Origin of the sequence: Campylobacter sp. P255, from assembly GCF_003627915.1 — a bacterium.
In the GTDB taxonomy this organism is placed as follows: Bacteria; Campylobacterota; Campylobacteria; order Campylobacterales; family Campylobacteraceae; genus Campylobacter_D.
This window is the reverse complement of record NZ_NREN01000009.1, coordinates 20,274-38,227: the sequence shown is the minus strand read 5'-3', so window position 1 is coordinate 38,227 and position 17,954 is coordinate 20,274. Positions and strand designations below refer to the sequence as shown.

The following is a 17,954-nucleotide window of genomic DNA, read 5'->3' as shown; positions in this document are numbered from 1 at the left end:
ATATTTTGTATTATTATACAAATTAATGGAGGAAAACTATGAAATTAAAAATATTTTCTTTAGTTGCATGTGTTGCTTTAGCTTCAAATTTAGCTTTAGCGGATGAAAATTCTGGTTTGCTTTTAGGTGTTGATGCGGGGTGGTTTCATACTAAAGTAAAATCTGACATTGAACATAGTCAGAAAAAAAGTGTTAAATTTAATGGTGATTTAGAAGGTAATATCCCTGTTTTTGGTTTAAAAATAGGTTATCGCTTGAATGAAAATCATAGACTTTATGGCGCTTATAATTATTCAAGTGAATTAAGCGATGTTATCAATGTATCAAGATTAAAAATTGATGGAGAATTCACTACTCATAAGTTTTTACTTGGTTATGATTTTACTCCAAAAATCTTTGAAAAAACTAGAGCGGTTTTAGGATTATATGGCGGATATGCAAGAACAGATATGACTTTAAAAACAAGTCTTTTATCTATTTCACAAGACTTTGATGGTTATACTTATGGAGCAAAAATTGGTGCTTTATATGAGTTAAATCAAGCAAATGAAATAGAATTTGGTTTTAAAGCTGAACAAACTCATTATAATACAAGAAATTTCTACCAAAGCACTGTAGGTTCAAACTTTTACGATCCTAAACAAACAAATTACGGTTTATATCTAGGATATACTTATAAATTTTAAGGAGAATCCATGCCAAAAGATGCAAATGGAACTGAGCTGAATGCAGGTGATAGTGTAAGTGTTGTTAAAGATTTAAAAGTAAAAGGTGCAAGCACTACTTTAAAACGTGGTACTACTATAAAAAATATTAAATTAACAAACAAAGACACTGAAATCGAAGCTAAAGTAGATAAATTTGGTGTGATTGTTTTGAAAACTGAATTTCTTAAAAAAATATAAGTAAAAAATTCCCAATTAGCTTTGGGAATTTTCTTCTTGATAAACACAATGTTTAAAAATAAATTGATGTTCCTCAGGCAAGTTTTCAAATAAAGCATTTGCGAGTTGTCTTATCTCCCAAAGAGCTGATTTTGAGCTTCTTAAACTAATAAAATTTTGCAAACTTCTTGCATTAATTGTTAAGGTTAATTCGGTCTTATAGCTTTCTGGTAAGCAGTATTTTGCTATATCTAAGCTAATGCTATTTTGTAAAATCAAACGCAGATTTTCTAAAGCTTTAATGCTTGCATTATCTACCACTTCATTTCCGGTTAAAACTAAATATCTTTTAGCATTTTCAAAATCATTTTCTTTAAATTCACCTTCATTTCTTAGTTCTTTTAAAGTATATCTTGTGCTTTTTACACTAGGACTAGTGTGACGGTGTCTTGCGACTTCTTGTAAACATGCTCTTGAAATACCTTGTATATAAAAAGTATAGTTTAAGTGTTCTAAGGTTGAAGCATGTTTGAATTTATTTCCCACACGATCAATTAATTCTTTATCTTTTTCACCACCACAATCACCTTTGTCAAAACTTTGCCAACATGTCCTTGTTGCGTGAGAACATACAGAAAGTGGAGTATGATTTAATAATGTGATTTTCATTCAAAAATTCCTTCAAAAATAATTTAATTTTACACAAATGTTTATAAAAATAAAATTTTTTATTCGTTATAATTTCAAAAAAAGAAATTAAGGTTATTTTATGAAATTAAAACAAACTAAATATATTTTTGTAACTGGTGGCGTTTTAAGTTCTTTAGGAAAAGGTATAGCAGCAGCTTCTATAGCTACGATTTTAAAAAATTCAGGTTTAAAAGTTAGTATTTTAAAAGCAGATCCTTATATCAATGTTGATCCTGGTACAATGAGTCCTTTAGAGCATGGGGAAGTTTTTGTTACAGATGATGGAGCTGAAACGGATTTAGACTTAGGACATTATGAGAGATTTTTAAATGAAAGCTTATCTCAGGATAACAACTTCACTACAGGAAGAGTTTATCAAAGTGTTATCGAAAAAGAAAGAAGAGGAGATTATTTAGGAAAAACTATACAAGTGATCCCTCATATCGTTGATGAAATAAAAGATCGTATCAAAAATGCTGGCATTGATAAAGATGTTTTAATCGTAGAAATAGGTGGCACAGTAGGAGATATAGAAGGTTTACCTTTTTTAGAAGCTATTAGAGCTTTAAAACTTGAAGTGGGTAAATATAATGCTATTAATATCCATTTGACTTTAGTACCATTTATTAAAGCAGCAGGAGAACTTAAAACAAAACCAACTCAACATAGCGTTGGAGAATTACGCCGTATAGGTATAAGTCCTGATATGATTATTTGTAGAAGTGAAAAGTCTTTAGATAGAGAATTAAAAGATAAAATCGCAATTTCATGTGGAGTTGAAAAAAACTGTGTTATAGAAAGTGTAGATGCAGCTAGTATTTATCAAATTCCACTTAATTTCTTAAAGCAAGATATTTTAAATTCCATAGCGAATTTATTAGATCTTCAAAATTTAAAGCCAAATATGAACGAATGGGATTCTTTAGTAAAAAGAGTGATCGCTCCAAGTAATGAACTTAGTATAGCTTTTGTAGGAAAGTATGTAGATTTAAAAGAAAGTTATAAAAGCTTAACTGAAGCGATTATCCATGCAGGTGCGGCACTTGATGCAAAAGTAAATTTAAAATGGATTGATAGTGAAAAATTAGAAAGCACAAATGTAGAAGAAAGCTTTAAAGATGTTAGCGGGATCTTAGTAGCAGGTGGTTTTGGTTACCGTGGGGTAGAAGGTAAAATTAAAGCCATTCAATACGCAAGAGAAAATAAAATTCCATTTTTAGGAATTTGTTTAGGTATGCAGCTTTCTTTAGTGGAATTTGCACGCAATGTTTTAAAACTTGAAGATGCTAATTCAAGTGAATTTGATAAAGAATGTAAAAATCCTATCATTTTTTTAATTGATGAATTTATTGATTCAAATGGTAAAAAACAAATTAGAACAAGCAAAACACCACTTGGTGGGACTATGCGTCTTGGAGCTTATGAGTGTCATATTAAACCAAATACACTTTTAAGTAAGGTTTATGATAATCAAAAAAGCGTCAAAGAACGTCATCGTCACCGCTATGAAGCAAATCCAAAATATAAAGAAATGTTTGAAAAAAATGGACTTATCATTAGTGGAGAAAATGAAGGTTTGGTTGAAGCTGTGGAACTTAAAGATCATCCATTTTTCTTAGCAGTACAGTTTCACCCAGAGTTCACTTCGCGTTTAGTTAGGGTCAATCCTGCTATTTTTTCTTTTATTAAAGCGTCTTTAGAAAGTCATGCTAAATAAAGCTAAAATAAAAGAAATTTTACAACAACGCTTTGTCAATGATACCCATGTAAAGCTTTGTGATTTACCTATGCCATCTTGCTTAAAAGATGTCTATAAAGGTGCATTGCGTATTAAAGAAGCAATTGAAAAAAATCAAAAGCTTGCTATTGTTGGGGATTATGATGTAGATGGGGTTATTTCTTGTGTCATTTTGTCCGAATTTTTTGATGATATCGGATATGATTATGTGGTAAAAATTCCAAATCGTTTTAAAGATGGATATGGTTTAAATGAAGAAATTATCAATGAACTTGATGGAGTGGATTTAATCATCACTGTAGATAATGGCATAGCAGCATTTGAAGCAGCAGAGCTTTGTCAAAAAAAAGGGATTGATTTAATCATTACTGATCATCATATGCCTCCTGCTACTTTACCAAAAGCTTATGCGATCATTAACCCTAAACAACAAGATTGTGATTTTCCTGATATTGAAATTTGTGGTGCTCAAGTAGCTTGGTATTTAGTAGCTGCGATAAAAGAAGTATGCAAGATCAACTATAATATGTGTAAATTTATCGAACTTTTATCGATTGCAATTATTGCAGATATGATGGAGCTTAGAGACTTAAATAGAGCCTTAGTTCGAAAAGGTATAGAGTATATTAACGATTCAAAGCGTGTTGCATTTAAAGCGATTAAGCAGTATTTTGGCAAGGATAAATTTGAGCTTGATAATATTAGTTTTTTAATTGCACCTTTGATTAATAGTGCAGGTAGAATGGATGATGCGATTATTTCTTATAAATTTTTGCATTCTAAGAATATCCAAGAGGTTATGGGGTATTTAGAACAAATTATTGCTTATAATAATAGCCGTAAAGATGAAGAAAGAGAGCTTTTTAAGCAGTGTTTAGAACAAGTTGATGAAAATGATCCTGTGATTATTGTTAATGGCCAAAATTGGCATGAAGGGGTTTTAGGTATAGTTGCAAGCCGTCTAGCAAAACATTTTAATAAACCAGCTTTTGTTTTTTCAGAATGCGATCAAAAAGCAAAAGCTAGTGTAAGAAGCGTAGGTAAAATAGATATTTTAAATGTTATAGAACAGGCTAAAGAATGGGTTTTAAGTTATGGTGGACACAAAGGAGCAGCGGGAGTTTTAGTCGAGCTTGAAAAATTTGGTGTTTTTAAAAATAAGCTTTATGAAATTTGCCAGAGTATCCCTAAAGATGACTTTTACAATGCAGATGAGGTTTTAGGTAGTATTGATCCTAATGAGGTGGATTTTGAACTTTTGGAGATATTAGAATTTTTTGAACCTTTTGGACACAAAAATCCAAGACCTTATTTTAAATTTGATAAGCTTTTTGTAAAAAATAAAAAAAGATTAGGTAAAGAGGAAAATCATATTAAACTCATTTTAACTCAAGGCAATAAAACCTTAGAAGCTTTATTTTTTAACTTTGATTATGAACCACAAATTGGAGAAAATATTGATTTTATAGCTAGTATTTCTAAAAATAATTTTCGCGGATTGATTACACCGCAACTAACTATAAAAGAAATTCTTAGATAATTCATCAGCTTATTCGCATTTTAAAATATAATACAAATACTATAAAGGGGAATAATATGTTAGAAAAAATTATATTGTTATTGGTATTTTTTAATTTCTCTTTTGCTTTGAATACAAAAATTTTTGTAGGTGATACTTATATTCCTGAAAATTTTTACAAATACGATCAAGATTTTAAATCAGCTGCAAGAAAATATAACATACCAATGGCATTGCTTAAGGCTATTGCATTAACAGAAAATGCAGCTTATCGAAACAATATCATAGGAAAAAATAAAAATAAAACTCAAGACTATGGTTTAATGCAAATTAATAGCATTCACTTAAAGCGTTATGGAATTGATGAAAAAGAAATTGTCAAATCAAGTACAAACATAGACACAGCTGCAAGATTATTACATGAGATCATACAAAAGTATGGATTTAACTGGAATTCCATAGGTAGATATCATTCAGCTAATGATAAATATAAAAATATCTGGCTAAATAAAGTCATGAAAAATTTAATTGCCATAGTTTTAAAGGATAGTAAAGAACTCTTTTTAAAGGAAAAATTTAGAGCATTTAAATTAGCATCACTTTTAATTAATGTTGATAAAAAACAGTATAAAATTTTACTTGCAAGTAATGATTAAAACAAGAAAGATTATAAATTTTCTTGTTTTAAGGCTTCAGCTTGATGATAAGCGATTAATGGCTCAATGATTTCATCAAAAAGTCCACCTTCTAAAATTGCATCAAGTCTATATAAAGTTAGATTAATTCTATGATCACTAATTCTATTTTGTGGAAAATTATAAGTGCGTATGCGTTCGCTTCTATCGCCACTTCCAACTTGTGATTTTCTTGCCTCACTTTCTTTGGCTAAGCGTTCTTGTTCTTGCATTTCAAAAAGTCTCGCTTTTAAGACTTTCATTGCACTTTCTTTGTTTTTATGCTGGCTTTTTCCATCTTGGTTTACTACAACTATACCTGTTGGAATGTGAGTAATTCTTACTGCACTATCTGTGGTATTTACGCTTTGTCCACCATGACCGCTACTACGCATTACATCGATTTTTAAATCATTAGGATTGATTTGAATTTCAACATCATCTACTTCTGGCATAATGGCAACAGTTATAGCTGAAGTATGAACTCTGCCTTGAGATTCTGTTTCAGGTACTCTTTGAACTCTGTGCGTTCCGCCTTCATATTTTAGCCTTGAATAAGCCCCATTTCCCTTGATAAGAATGATAATTTCTTTAAATCCACCTACGCTACCTTCGCTAGAACTAACAATTTCATACTTATAGTCACGATTTTCCGCATAGCGTATATAAGCTTTTACTAAGTCTCCAACGAACAAAGAAGCTTCATCTCCACCTGTTCCTGCACGAATTTCTAAAAAGATATTTTTATCATCATTTGGATCTTTAGGTAATAAAAGAATTTTTAATTCTTCTTCAAGTTGTGGTTTTAAAACTTCAAGATTTTTAAGTTCTTCTTTTGCAAGCTCGCCTAATTCAGCATCAGACAAAAGAAGTTTGTTTTCTTCTATATCATCTAAAGTTTTTAGATATTCTTGTGCTTTTTCTACTATGGGTTCTAAATTCTTTTGCTCTTTGGATAGAGCCGTCATTTTAGAAATATCATTAGAGATATTAACATCGCTAAGAAGAGTGTTTAACTCATCAAAGCGTGCTAAAAAAGGTTTGAGTTTATCAGCTAACATTAAATTATGCTAATTTATTTACCAATAATGCCAATCTGCTAACACGGCGTGATGCAGTTTGTTTTTTCAAAAATCCACGACTTACCATAGCGTGAATGCTTTTATTAGCTACTTTCAACGCATTTTGTGCAGCTTCTTTATCATTGTTTGCTGCTGCTTCACGAACCGCTTTTGTAATGTTTTTTAATCTTGTTCTATAAAATCTATTTCTTTCAGTTCTTTTGATAGTTTGTCTTGCTCTTTTTTCAGCAGATTTATGGTTTGCCATAATTTTCCTTTTTTATATAAATTAAATTGCTAATTATACAAGATTAAAATTAAATTTTAATTAATTTAAGTAATTTTAAAGTATCAATTAATCATATTCATAGCTTTTACTAAGCAAGATTTTTGATCTTGACATTTGCTTTCTAATTTTTCTGCAAGAGTTTCTTCATGTGTTATCGCAATAAAAACCATAATTACACTAAAAAGAGTAGTTAGAATTTTCATTAATTTTCCTTTTTTAATATTTTGAAAAATTATAAAAATTCTTTGTGGAAATAATGTGAATTTAATATTTTATATTATTTGTTTTTAAAAAATCACGCAATTTTTCATACTCGCCATTTTCTAAGTAACGATACTTTCCAGCTTTTAACATGCCAAGATCTAAGGCACCAAAAGCTACTCTTTTAAGGTCCATTACTTCTAAGTCAAAATGTCCAAAAAAGCGTCTTAGTTCTCTATTTTTACCTTCATTGATGATTACTTTTAATTTAGTATAACCTCCACTAGAACCAAAAATTTCAAAACCTAAAAATGGAGCAAAACTCATTGAAGTTATTTTGGTTTTAGCATGAGCTCCTTTTTTTTCATTTTGAATTTCTAGACCATTTTGCATAGCTTCAATGACATTTTTATCTACACTACCTTTTACTTTTAAGTAATACTCTCTTTCTAAATCACTATGCATCAGTGCATCTGCTATCACAGGAGAATCAGTGAGTAAAAGTAAACCTTCACTTGCAAAGTCAAGTCTTCCTACACTAAGCCAAGTGCTAAATTGTTTTGGCAAAGTATGATAGATGGTTTTTCTACCTCTATCATCTCTTTTGCTAACTATCTCGCCTTTTTGTTTATGGTAAATAATCACTGAAAATTGTGTTTTTTTATGGAGTTTTTTGCCATTGATGAAAACTTTATCTTCAGGATTTACGCTATCACTGAGCAAGGCTGTTTTTTTATTGATTTTTACTAAGCCTTGCTTGATTAACTCATCAGCCTCACGGCGAGAGTATTTACTATTATGTGAGATGAATTTATTAATTCTCATAGTTTTACTTTACATCACAAAAATGGTCGGTACTATGGTTGGATATTTTTTGATTTTTCTAAAAATATGCTTTCTTAGTACTTGTCTAATTTGTGCTTCTAAAACTTTTGGGTTGTCTAAAATTTCATCTTTTACATTAGGGAAAAATTGACTTAAAACATCACTCATTTCTTTTGAGAATGCTCCATCTTGTTTATCAGCCACTAAGCCATAGCTAAATACTCTTGGTTTATTGATTAGTGTTTTACTTGCTTTATCAAGCTGAGCAATGATGACAACTATACCACTATCTGCTAACTTTTGTCTATCAATGACAACATCATCTGCGATTTGTTTGTTGATTTGATTATCTACAAAAACTTTTCCTGTTTTAACTGTTTTTACACGTTTGATGTATTTTTGGCAAAGTTCTACTTGATCTCCATCGCTCATTAAGTAGATATTTCTTTCAGGTATGCCACATTTGAGTGCAGTTTCTTTATGTTTGTTGATATGATTGTATTCTCCATGCACTGGCAAGAAAAATTTAGGTTTTACTAAAGTTAACATGAGTTTTTGTTCTTCTATGCTAGCATGCCCACTTACGTGAATTTCACTAAATTCTTGATAAGCTACTTTAGCTCCTGCTTTTAAAAGATAATCAAGCACAGCAGAAACATTTGCTTCATTTCCTGGTATTGCTTTAGCTGAAATGATAACTTGATCACTAGGTTTGATTTTGATAAATTTATGCTCATCAGTAGCCATTCTATATAAAGCACTCATAGTTTCGCCTTGACTTCCTGTGGTGACAATTAACACTTCATTATCTTTGTATTTGCTGACTTCATCTGCATCAATGAAAATTTTTCTATCTAGCTTGATATAGCCAAGTTCCATAGTTGTATAGAGATTTCTTTCCATAGAACGCCCTATGACACATACCTTTCTACCATATTTTAAACCATAGCTAATAGCTTGATATACACGGTGGATATTAGAGCTAAAGGTACTCATAATCACCCTACCTTTAGTTTTAGCAAAAATTTGATCAAAAGTAGGCCCTACAGAACTTTCACTTTTTGTGTAGCCTTCTTTATATGAGTTTGTACTATCACTTAAAAGACAAAGCACGCCTTCTTCACCATAATGTGCTAAACGACTTAAATCTGTTGGATAGCCATCGATTGGTGTTTGATCTATTTTAAAATCTCCTGTGTGTATGATAGTTCCTGCTTTTGTTTTAATAGCCAAAGCTGAAGCATCAATAATAGAGTGGGTTATATGGATCCATTCTAGATCAAAATCTCCTATTTCATAGATTTGTCTTTTTGTTACAGGTCTAAACCATTTACGTTCGGCTTTTAATCCATGTTCTTCAAATTTATTTGAAATCATACCTAATGCTAAAGGTGTTGCATAGATAGGGAATTGGAATTCTTTGAAAAAATACGGCACCGCACCGATATGATCTTCATGAGCATGTGTGATGATAATAGCGCGAATTTTATTTTTAATCTTTCTTACATAATCAAAATCAGGTATGATGATATCTACCCCATGCATGGTTCCATCTGGAAAACTCATACCTATATCAACAATAATCGCATCATTATTGGTTTCAAATACAGTGATATTTCCACCAATTTCCCCCAATCCACCTAATGGGGTAATGCGAATTTTATGCTCACTTGAATTGTTGTGTTTTAAAGGGTGAAGTCTTAGTTCATGCATGATTTTATTTGCTTCGATACTTTTAGAAAGTTCTATTTGCCATTCTTCATTACCACTTAGCTTAGAAGGCAAATTTCTATTTTTTTTCTTTTTCTTTTTTTCTTCACTTGCTTCAGCTGGAGTATTTTCTACTTTAACTTCAGCATTTTGTTCTTGGTTTTGCGAATCTTTTCTTTTTCTATTTCTAAACTTATTGAATCTTTTAGGTTTAGTTTGTTCTTGAGTTTTGTTTTCTTCGCTCATAGTCTTCCTTTAAATATTCATAAATTTTAAGGTATAAATCAACGCTAATTTCATGAGCTCTTGAGGTAGAAGAGAGATTTAGTGCTTCAAATGCTTTTAAAATTTTTTCTTTTTTATTTTTAAAATTAGATATAAGTTGTTTTCTTGGATTTTGAAAACACACTCTTAGAAAATCTTTAAAAGCTTCTATATTTTCACATTGATGCTGATAATGACTTGCTTTTATCAGTTTCATTACAGCTGAAGTAACTTTTGGCGGAGGATTAAAGCTTTGTGGTTGTATATCAAAAAGCATTTGTCTTTGGCATATTAATGCACAAAGTACCCCTAAAGCCGAAAAATTACTTTCTTTTTCATTTGCACAAAATTTTTGTGCTACTTCTTTTTGCACCATTACTATAAGCCCAAGACAATTTCGATCTTCTAAGGCTTTTAAAATCAAATTTGTAGCAATATAATATGGTAAATTTGCTACTAAAAAGTACTCTTTGTCGCTTAAACTTCCTTGATCAAAAGCATCGCTTGCATTTTGATGAATAAGCTCAAAATTTCCACCTTCAATCTCATTTTGAAATTTTTTATTTAAAATAGGAATCAAATCTTTATCAATCTCATAAGCTCTAATCTTAGCTTGTGGGATTTTCAAAAGTTCTTGCGTTAAATCACCTAAGCCAGGCCCAATCTCAACTATATTTTTAGCATCTTTGGGTATGGCTTGGATGATTTTATCTACCACGCTTTTATCACATAAAAAATTTTGTCCAAAATGTTTTTTCGCTTTTATCATAAAATTTATTTTATCTAAAAAATATTAATTATAGCATTATTTTAAGTCCTAATTAGATAAAATTTGAATTATTTTTTATAAAGGTTAATTTTTGGAAAATCTTATAGTATGTGCAGGTGGTAATGAAGATTTTAAATTTGCACAAAGCATTGGTATCGGTTTAGTTCATTCTGCATTTTCTTTAGGAAAAATTCTAAGTCAAAAAAAAGTAGATAGAATAATCTTTATAGGAACATGTGGAATTTACCAAGAAGGTAAAATTTTAGATCTTTACGAAAGCTCTAATGCTGCGAATTTAGAATATGCAAATTTATTTGATAGTTTTTATACGCCTATAGCTAATGAGGTTAGATTAAATGTTTCACATGAAACTATGATTAACTCTTCAAATTATATTTGTAAAGATGAAAAAATCGCAAGAGAATTTTTTAAAAAAGGTGTGCATATTGAAAATATGGAAGCATATGCAGTGCTTTCGTGTGCAAAAATACATAAAATTGACGGGATTTGTTATTTGTGTGCGACAAATTTTTGTAACGAATTTGCACATGAGGATTTTTTAAAAAACCATCAAAAAGCAAAAGAATTATTAAAAGAATTTTTATATGATAAAAAACTTATATAGGAAAAAAATGAGTGAATTAAAAAATATATTGGATTTTACCAAAGAAGAATTAGAAAATTTGGTTCAGCCTAAATTTAGAGCAAAACAGATATTTGAATGGGTATATAAAAAATATGCAGATGATTTTTTACAAATGTCATCTTTGCCAAAAGACTTTAGAAGCCATTTACAAGAAAATTTTCATTTTTCACCTTTAAAATGTGTTAAAGAAGAAAAAAGTAAAGATGGGAGTATTAAATATCTTTTTGAACTTCTAGATGGTAAAAAGATAGAGGCTGTATTGCTTCCTATGAAAGATGAACTTGTAGATAAAGATGGTAAAATCATTAAACACGCTAGATACACAATCTGTGTTTCTTCTCAAGTGGGTTGTAAAAGTGGTTGTAGTTTTTGTCTTACTGCTAAAGGTGGTTTAAAAAGAAATTTAAGTGCAGGGGAAATAGTAGGACAAATTTTGTGGATTAAAAAACATAACAACATACCTTATGAAAGAAGAGTTAACATAGTCTATATGGGTATGGGAGAACCTTTGGATAATCTCAAAAATGTTTCTAAGGCAGTTAGAATTTTAGCAGATAATGATGCTTTGGCAATAAGTCCTAGAAGACAAACGATAAGCACTAGCGGTTTAGCAAAACAGATCAAAGAACTTGGCGAGATGAATTTGGGCGTGCTTTTGGCTATTTCACTCCATGCGGTTAATGATGAACTTAGAAGTGAATTAATGCCTATTAATAAAGCATACAATATAGCAAGCATCATGGAAGCAGTGAGAAATTTTCCTATAGATCAGCGTAAGAGAGTGATGTTTGAATATCTTTTAATTGATGGAATTAATGATAAAATAGAACATGCAAAAGAATTAGTTAAACTGCTAAATGGTATAAAAGCTAAAGTGAATTTAATACTTTTTAATCCACATGAAGGAAGTTTATACAAAAGACCAAGTGTTGAAAATGCGGTTAAATTCCAAGATTACTTAAGTGCAAAAGGTGTTACTTGTACAATAAGAGAAAGTAAAGGACTTGATATTTCAGCTGCATGCGGACAACTCAAAGAAAGGCAAAATAAACAATGACTTTACTTGATATAGCTCAACTTATTTTTATAAGTATAGTGGTGATTATAGGATTAGGTGGGATTATTTATGTTTTAAAAAATGAAGATAAGTGATTAATTGATATAATTTTTTAGTTTATCAATTACACTTGTTATAATTTTATTGATTTCATTGTGTGATAATTCGTTATATTTTTTATCAATAAAAACATAATCTTTATTATATGTTGGCCAAAATATACTATCTTTTTTAGGATATAATCCAATACTAGGAATTTTCATATTACTTGCGATATGAATTGGACCTGTACTGGGACTAATAATACATTTTGATTAGATAAGCTCAAGAAATGAAGTTGTTTTTAGTGTGAAATCTACTGTAATGCTAAAGGGATTTACAATAATGCAATTTTTGATATTGTTTTATTGGAGATAATTTTAACAATATCTTTGTTTTCATTTGATGTTTTTATAGTGGTATTAAAATTGATTTTTATGTATTTATCAAATTTTTTAGGATCTATTTTTCTAGCATAATACAGCATTCTATCTCTATCACTTCTATTTTTAAAAAATCTTTTTGTTATGCTTGTAAAGACCGTTTTACGCTTAAGAGAAAATATACTAACAAATTTTGCTTTTACAATAATACGTTTTGTATTTATTAGAAGTTTAATTAAAAAAGATTTTGCATGGAAGGATATCATATAATCTAATGAATATTTATTGATTTGATCGATAATATTTTCATCAATTTTTTCAATTAGTTCTATATGGTCAATAAAATCAAAATTTTTTTAGAATAGATTCAGTATTTTTTCTGCAAAAAACTGTTATATTTGCATGGTAAATATATTTAATTGCATATAGCATATCTAAACTTGCAACCATATCTCCGATATTACGAGGGTAAAAGTATCCAATAGAAATATTTTTTTTACAATAATCCTTCTTTTAAAAATTCATCTTTTATATTTTTTTGAGATTGTATTGAAAATTTTTGATTTTTATATATAAAATCTAAGCTAAAAGAGTGTAAAAGCAGTCTTTTAGCCCCTGTGATCTGAATTCTTTCGACTTCACTCATTTTTCCATCTAGTATTTGTTCGATTTGTATTTTTTCTAAACCATATAAAGGATCACCTAAAATTTTATGTTTCACATGAAACAAATGCAGTCGTATTTGATGTTGTCTGCCTGTTAGAGGTTTGGCTAAAACCAAACTAGCGTCTAAATTTTTAAAATACTCTAAAGTATAAAATTGCGTTAAAGCTTCTTTGCCGTTTTCACAAATTTGCATTCTAGTTTTGACTGCATCATAGTCTTTAGTTAAATCCATTTTTTTATCTACTATAAATTCTTTTTTGGTTTTTCCTTTTACTAGAGCAAGGTAGCTTTTTTGCACTAATCTTTTTTCAAACATAGTTTTTAATTCAATTTGTGCATTTTTATGTTTTGCTATGAGTAAAAGTCCACTTGTTTCTTTATCTAATCTATGTGCCACACAAGCTTTTTCACCCCATAAGTGCCAAATTTCATCACAAAGACTATAATTACAGTTACGGCCATTAGGATGAGTTAATACCCCACTTGGTTTTTCTACTACAGCAAAGTCATCATTTTCATAAACTACTTCTAGTCCTTTAGGGTTATTTTCGTATATGATTAGTTCTACTAAACCATCTAAAAATTTATTTTTTTCTTCTACTAAAATTCCATTACAAAATAGTCTTTTTTTATCAATGAGTTTTTGTGCTTCACGCATGGAAATTTTCAGCTCATCCATAAGCAGTCTAAATGCCTTTTTTCCATTATTTGATAGTTTCTTTTTTATATATGCCATTTAATAACTTTCTTAGGTAAATTATAATAAAATTTAAGCTATTTTTTCATAAAAAATTATATATAAAAAGGTCTTGAAAATGGTTGAAAGATATAGTAGAGAAATCATGGCTAAAAAATGGGACATGCAAGCAAAATATGATGCATGGTTAAAAGTAGAATTAGCAGCTGTGAAAGCATGGAATAAACTTGGTCTTATTAAAGATGATGATTGTGAAAAAATTATAAAAAATGCAAAATTTGACATAGCAAGAATAGATGAGATAGAAAAAACTACCAAGCACGATGTTATCGCTTTTTTAACTAGTGTAAGTGAAAGTTTGGGTGAAGAAAGTCGTTTTGTGCATTATGCGATGACAAGTTCAGATTGTATTGATACTGCGGTTGCTTTGCAGATTAAAGATAGTTTAGAACTAATCTTACAAGATTTAGATCAAGTTTTAGCAACGATAAAAACAAGAGCATATGAACATAAAAATACCTTAATGGTGGGAAGAAGTCATGGAATTCATGGCGAGCCTATAACTTTTGGTTTGGTTTTGGCTATTTGGTATGATTCGTTAGTGCATGCAAAAGATCTAATTGCTCATGCAAAAGAAGTGATTAGTTATGGGAAAATCAGTGGTGCTATGGGAAATTTTGCACATGCTCCGCTTGAATTTGAAGAAGAAGTTTGTAAAAATTTAGATCTTAAACCAGCACCAGTTTCAAACCAAGTGATACAAAGAGATCGTTATGCACAAGTTATTTCAGCTTTAGCTATTTTAGCTTCAAGTTGTGAGCAAATTGCCGTTGCGATCCGCCATTTTCAAAGAACAGAAGTATATGAAGCTGAAGAGTATTTTTCTCAAGGACAAAAAGGAAGCTCTGCTATGCCTCACAAAAGAAATCCTGTTTTGAGTGAAAATATCACCGGTCTTTGTAGAATGATAAGAGCTTATGTAACACCTGCTTTAGAAAATGTAGCATTGTGGCATGAAAGAGATATATCGCATTCTAGTGTAGAAAGATTTGTATTACCTGATGCTTTTATCACAACAGATTTTATGCTTTCAAGATTGTGTGGTGTGATAGAAAAGCTTTTGGTGTATCCAGAAAATATGATGAAAAATTTAAATTTAACCGGAGGACTTGTATTCTCTCAAAGAGTTTTACTTGAACTTCCATTCAAGGGTATAAGTAGAGAAGAAGCTTACAAGATTGTTCAAAGAAATGCCATGAAAGTATGGGCTGATTTGCAAAATGGCAAGCCTGCGTTAAATGAAAAGGGCGAAAGTTTGTTTTTGTTAGCTTTGTTGGCTGATGAGGATTTGAAAAAATCTTTAAGTGAAGCAGATATTAGAAATTGCTTTGATTATAACTACTATACAAAGAACGTAGATAAAATTTTTGCAAGAACTTTTAAATAATAACATTAGGGGTTGTGAGTGAAAGTATTAAAAAGAAATGGAAGAACTGAAGAATTAGATGTTTCAAAGATCAAAAAATATACCACAGATGCAGTAGCAAATTTAGAAAATGTCAGTCAAAGTGAACTTGAAGTAGATGCAAAAATTCAATTTCGTGATGGTATAACAACAGAAGAAATCCAGCAAACTTTAATCAAAACAGCAGTAGATAAAATAGACATCGATAGACCTAATTGGACTTTTGTTGCTGCAAGATTGTTTTTGTATGATTTGTATAAAAAAGTCAGTGGTTATAATGGCTACAAACATTTAAGAGAATACCTCGAAAAAGGCGAAAAAGAAGGTAGGATTTTAATTGGTTTAAAAGAAAAATACGATTTAGATGATCTTGATGCCTATATAAAACCTGAACGTGATTTGCAATTTACTTATCTTGGCATCAAAACTTTATATGATCGATATTTGATTAAAGATTCTAAGGGCATGCCTATAGAATTACCACAACAAATGTTTATGGCTATTGCAATGTTTTTAGCGCAAAATGAGTTGGATTCTCAAACTTGGGCTAAGAAATTTTATGATCTTATTTCTACATTTGAAGTCATGCTTGCAACCCCAACTCTTTCTAATGCAAGAACCACAAGACATCAACTTAGTTCTTGTTATATAGGAAGTACACCTGATAATATTGAGGGTATTTTTGACTCTTATCATGAAATGGCACTTTTATCTAAATTTGGTGGTGGTATAGGCTGGGATTGGTCTAAAGTGCGTGCTATGGGTGGAAGCATAGACGGACATAAAAATGCAGCAGGTGGAATCATACCATTTTTAAAAATCACTAACGATATTGCCGTTGCAGTAGATCAGCTTGGCACTAGAAAAGGAGCGATTGCGGTATATATTGAACCTTGGCATATGGATATCAATGACTTTTTAGATTTGCGTAAAAATTCAGGAGAGGAAAGAAGAAGAGCGCATGAGCTTTTCCCTGCTTTGTGGATTAATGATTTGTTTATGAAAAGAGTAAGAGCAAATGGCAAGTGGACACTTTTTGATCCTGCTGATACTGCAAGCTTATGTGATTTATACGGTGAAGAATTTGAAAAAAAATATGAAGAATTTGAAAAAGATGAAAGCATTGCCAAAGAAATAGTAGATGCAAAAGAACTTTGGAAAAAAATTCTACTTTCGTATTTTGAAACAGGTATGCCATTTTTATGCTTTAAAGACAGTGCTAATAAAGCAAATCCAAATGCACATGCAGGTATCATAAGAAGTTCAAATTTATGTACAGAAATTTTCCAAAATACAGATCCAAATTACTATCAAATCAAAATTGTATTTGATGATAAAACAGAACTTCATTTAGATGAAAACGAAGAACTTGTGATAGATGGAGGGTATAAAAAACTTGCTAAGAAAGTTTCTACTTTAGATAGCATTAATGGAAAAAAAGTTTATATAGTAGAAAAATATAAAAACGAAGGCAAAACTGCTGTTTGTAATCTAGCAAGTATTAATCTAAGCAAAATCAATACTAAAGAAGATATTCAAAGAGTTGTACCAACGGCAATAAGAATGCTTGATAATGTGATTGATCTAAATTTTTATCCACATGTAAAAGTAAAAAATACCAACCTAAAATCACGCGCTATAGGTCTTGGTGTAATGGGTGAAGCGCAAATGTTAGCTGAAGCTCAAATTTACTGGGGATCAAATGAACATTTTGAAAAAATTGACCGTATTATGGAGATGATTAGTTATGAGGCAATTTTAGCAAGTTCAAATTTAGCTTTGGAGAAAGGCTCTTATCCTGATTTTGAAGGTTCAAATTGGAGTAAAGGTATAGTGCCAATTGATGTAGCAAATGAAAATGCAAAAAAACTAACTGTAAGTGATGGCTTGTTTGATCAAAGCGAGTGTGACTGGGAAAAGCTAAGAGAAAAATTAAAAAGAGATGGTATAAGAAATGGCTATTTGATGGCTATAGCGCCAACTTCTTCTATTTCTATTTTAGTAGGTACAACTCAAACAATTGAACCTGTATATAAAAGAAAATGGTTTGAGCAAAACTTAAGCGGTATGATACCAACTGTTGTGCCAAATTTAAGTGCTAATACATGGCAGTATTACACTCCTGCTTATGAGCTTGATCAAAAAATTCTAGTCAAAGCAGCAGCGATTCGTGGTAAGTGGATTGATCAGGGTCAGTCTTTAAATATCTTTGTTTCTTTAGATAAAGCAAGCGGTGGGTATTTAAATGAAATTTATCAACTTGCTTGGGAATTAGGTGTTAAATCAACTTATTATTTAAGAAGTGAAAGTCCTGATAGTGAAAAACTTAACGATAATGTGGTTGATAGAACTATAGAATGCGAAGGATGTCAATAAA

The 17,954-nt window shown here is 30.3% G+C and carries 19 protein-coding genes; 10 read left to right on the top strand and 9 right to left on the bottom strand.

Features of this window, described 5'->3' with window-relative positions:
- Positions 1-38: 38 nt before the first annotated feature.
- Both CKA54_RS05680 and CKA54_RS05675 read left to right on the top strand, forming a co-directional pair.
- Entirely contained in the window at positions 39-686 is a 648-nt protein-coding gene (locus CKA54_RS05680; protein ID WP_120760655.1) for an outer membrane beta-barrel protein, read from the top strand.
- A gap of 9 nt (positions 687-695) precedes the next feature.
- Positions 696-905 (top strand): alkylphosphonate utilization protein, encoded by a 210-nt coding sequence (locus tag CKA54_RS05675; protein WP_039617052.1) that lies wholly within the window; start codon positions 696-698, stop codon positions 903-905.
- 15 nt (positions 906-920) lie between these two features.
- On the opposite strand, the gene thyX is transcribed toward CKA54_RS05675, so the two are convergent.
- Positions 921-1,553 (bottom strand): FAD-dependent thymidylate synthase, encoded by a 633-nt coding sequence (thyX, locus tag CKA54_RS05670; RefSeq protein WP_120760654.1) that lies wholly within the window; start codon positions 1,551-1,553, stop codon positions 921-923.
- A gap of 100 nt (positions 1,554-1,653) precedes the next feature.
- Here thyX and CKA54_RS05665 point away from each other — a divergent pair, with 100 nt between their 5' ends.
- From CKA54_RS05665 to CKA54_RS05655, 3 genes are read left to right on the top strand one after another with little or no spacing between them, the layout of a single operon-like run.
- Positions 1,654-3,291, top strand: coding sequence for a CTP synthase (locus CKA54_RS05665; protein WP_120760653.1), 1,638 nt, complete (start codon positions 1,654-1,656; stop codon positions 3,289-3,291).
- The gene (gene recJ / locus CKA54_RS05660; protein ID WP_120760652.1) at positions 3,281-4,852 is read left to right on the top strand and encodes a single-stranded-DNA-specific exonuclease RecJ; all 1,572 of its coding nucleotides are present in this window, start codon (positions 3,281-3,283) and stop codon (positions 4,850-4,852) included. Before CKA54_RS05665 ends, recJ begins: the two co-directional genes overlap by 11 nt.
- Positions 4,853-4,908: 56 nt before the next feature.
- On the top strand, positions 4,909-5,487 hold the full coding sequence (locus CKA54_RS05655; protein WP_120760651.1) for a lytic transglycosylase domain-containing protein: 579 nt from the start codon (positions 4,909-4,911) through the stop codon (positions 5,485-5,487).
- A gap of 11 nt (positions 5,488-5,498) precedes the next feature.
- Here the strand turns inward: CKA54_RS05655 and prfA are convergent, their stop codons facing one another.
- From prfA to rsmA, 6 genes are all read right to left on the bottom strand, one after another.
- Entirely contained in the window at positions 5,499-6,566 is a 1,068-nt protein-coding gene (gene prfA / locus CKA54_RS05650; protein ID WP_120760650.1) for a peptide chain release factor 1, read from the bottom strand.
- Positions 6,567-6,570: 4 nt separating this feature from the next.
- Positions 6,571-6,834, bottom strand: coding sequence for a 30S ribosomal protein S20 (rpsT, locus tag CKA54_RS05645; protein ID WP_039617063.1), 264 nt, complete (start codon positions 6,832-6,834; stop codon positions 6,571-6,573).
- Positions 6,835-6,917: 83 nt separating this feature from the next.
- Entirely contained in the window at positions 6,918-7,058 is a 141-nt protein-coding gene (locus CKA54_RS07680) for a hypothetical protein (RefSeq protein WP_172586673.1), read from the bottom strand.
- 61 nt (positions 7,059-7,119) lie between these two features.
- A complete protein-coding gene (locus CKA54_RS05640) occupies positions 7,120-7,881 on the bottom strand; it encodes a pseudouridine synthase (protein WP_120760649.1) in 762 nt (253 codons plus the stop codon).
- Positions 7,882-7,890: 9 nt separating this feature from the next.
- Positions 7,891-9,837 (bottom strand): ribonuclease J, encoded by a 1,947-nt coding sequence (locus CKA54_RS05635; RefSeq protein WP_120760648.1) that lies wholly within the window; start codon positions 9,835-9,837, stop codon positions 7,891-7,893.
- Positions 9,803-10,624, bottom strand: a complete 822-nt coding sequence (rsmA, locus tag CKA54_RS05630; RefSeq protein WP_120760647.1) for a 16S rRNA (adenine(1518)-N(6)/adenine(1519)-N(6))-dimethyltransferase RsmA — start codon at positions 10,622-10,624, stop codon at positions 9,803-9,805. The genes CKA54_RS05635 and rsmA overlap by 35 nt, the downstream gene beginning before the upstream one ends.
- A gap of 91 nt (positions 10,625-10,715) precedes the next feature.
- Between rsmA and CKA54_RS05625 the strand changes: the two genes are divergently transcribed.
- From CKA54_RS05625 to CKA54_RS07795, 3 genes are read left to right on the top strand one after another with little or no spacing between them, the layout of a single operon-like run.
- A complete protein-coding gene (locus tag CKA54_RS05625) occupies positions 10,716-11,249 on the top strand; it encodes a purine-nucleoside phosphorylase (protein WP_120760646.1) in 534 nt (177 codons plus the stop codon).
- Positions 11,250-11,256: 7 nt separating this feature from the next.
- Positions 11,257-12,327 (top strand): 23S rRNA (adenine(2503)-C(2))-methyltransferase RlmN, encoded by a 1,071-nt coding sequence (rlmN, locus tag CKA54_RS05620; RefSeq protein ID WP_120760679.1) that lies wholly within the window; start codon positions 11,257-11,259, stop codon positions 12,325-12,327.
- A complete protein-coding gene (locus CKA54_RS07795; RefSeq protein WP_232087560.1) occupies positions 12,324-12,422 on the top strand; it encodes a hypothetical protein in 99 nt (32 codons plus the stop codon). Before rlmN ends, CKA54_RS07795 begins: the two co-directional genes overlap by 4 nt.
- Here the strand turns inward: CKA54_RS07795 and CKA54_RS07865 are convergent, their stop codons facing one another.
- The gene (locus CKA54_RS07865; protein ID WP_367301900.1) at positions 12,423-12,629 is read right to left on the bottom strand and encodes a glycosyltransferase family 9 protein; all 207 of its coding nucleotides are present in this window, start codon (positions 12,627-12,629) and stop codon (positions 12,423-12,425) included.
- A 616-nt stretch (positions 12,630-13,245) separates the two neighbouring features.
- The gene (locus CKA54_RS05605) at positions 13,246-14,151 is read right to left on the bottom strand and encodes an RluA family pseudouridine synthase (protein WP_120760643.1); all 906 of its coding nucleotides are present in this window, start codon (positions 14,149-14,151) and stop codon (positions 13,246-13,248) included.
- A gap of 79 nt (positions 14,152-14,230) precedes the next feature.
- Between CKA54_RS05605 and purB the strand changes: the two genes are divergently transcribed.
- Positions 14,231-15,559: an adenylosuccinate lyase gene (gene purB / locus CKA54_RS05600; RefSeq protein ID WP_120760642.1), complete on the top strand. Its 1,329-nt coding sequence runs from the start codon at positions 14,231-14,233 to the stop codon at positions 15,557-15,559.
- An 18-nt stretch (positions 15,560-15,577) separates the two neighbouring features.
- Complete coding sequence (locus CKA54_RS05595) at positions 15,578-17,953, top strand: ribonucleoside-diphosphate reductase subunit alpha (protein WP_120760641.1); 2,376 nt, start codon at positions 15,578-15,580, stop codon at positions 17,951-17,953.
- Position 17,954: the final 1 nt, after the last annotated feature.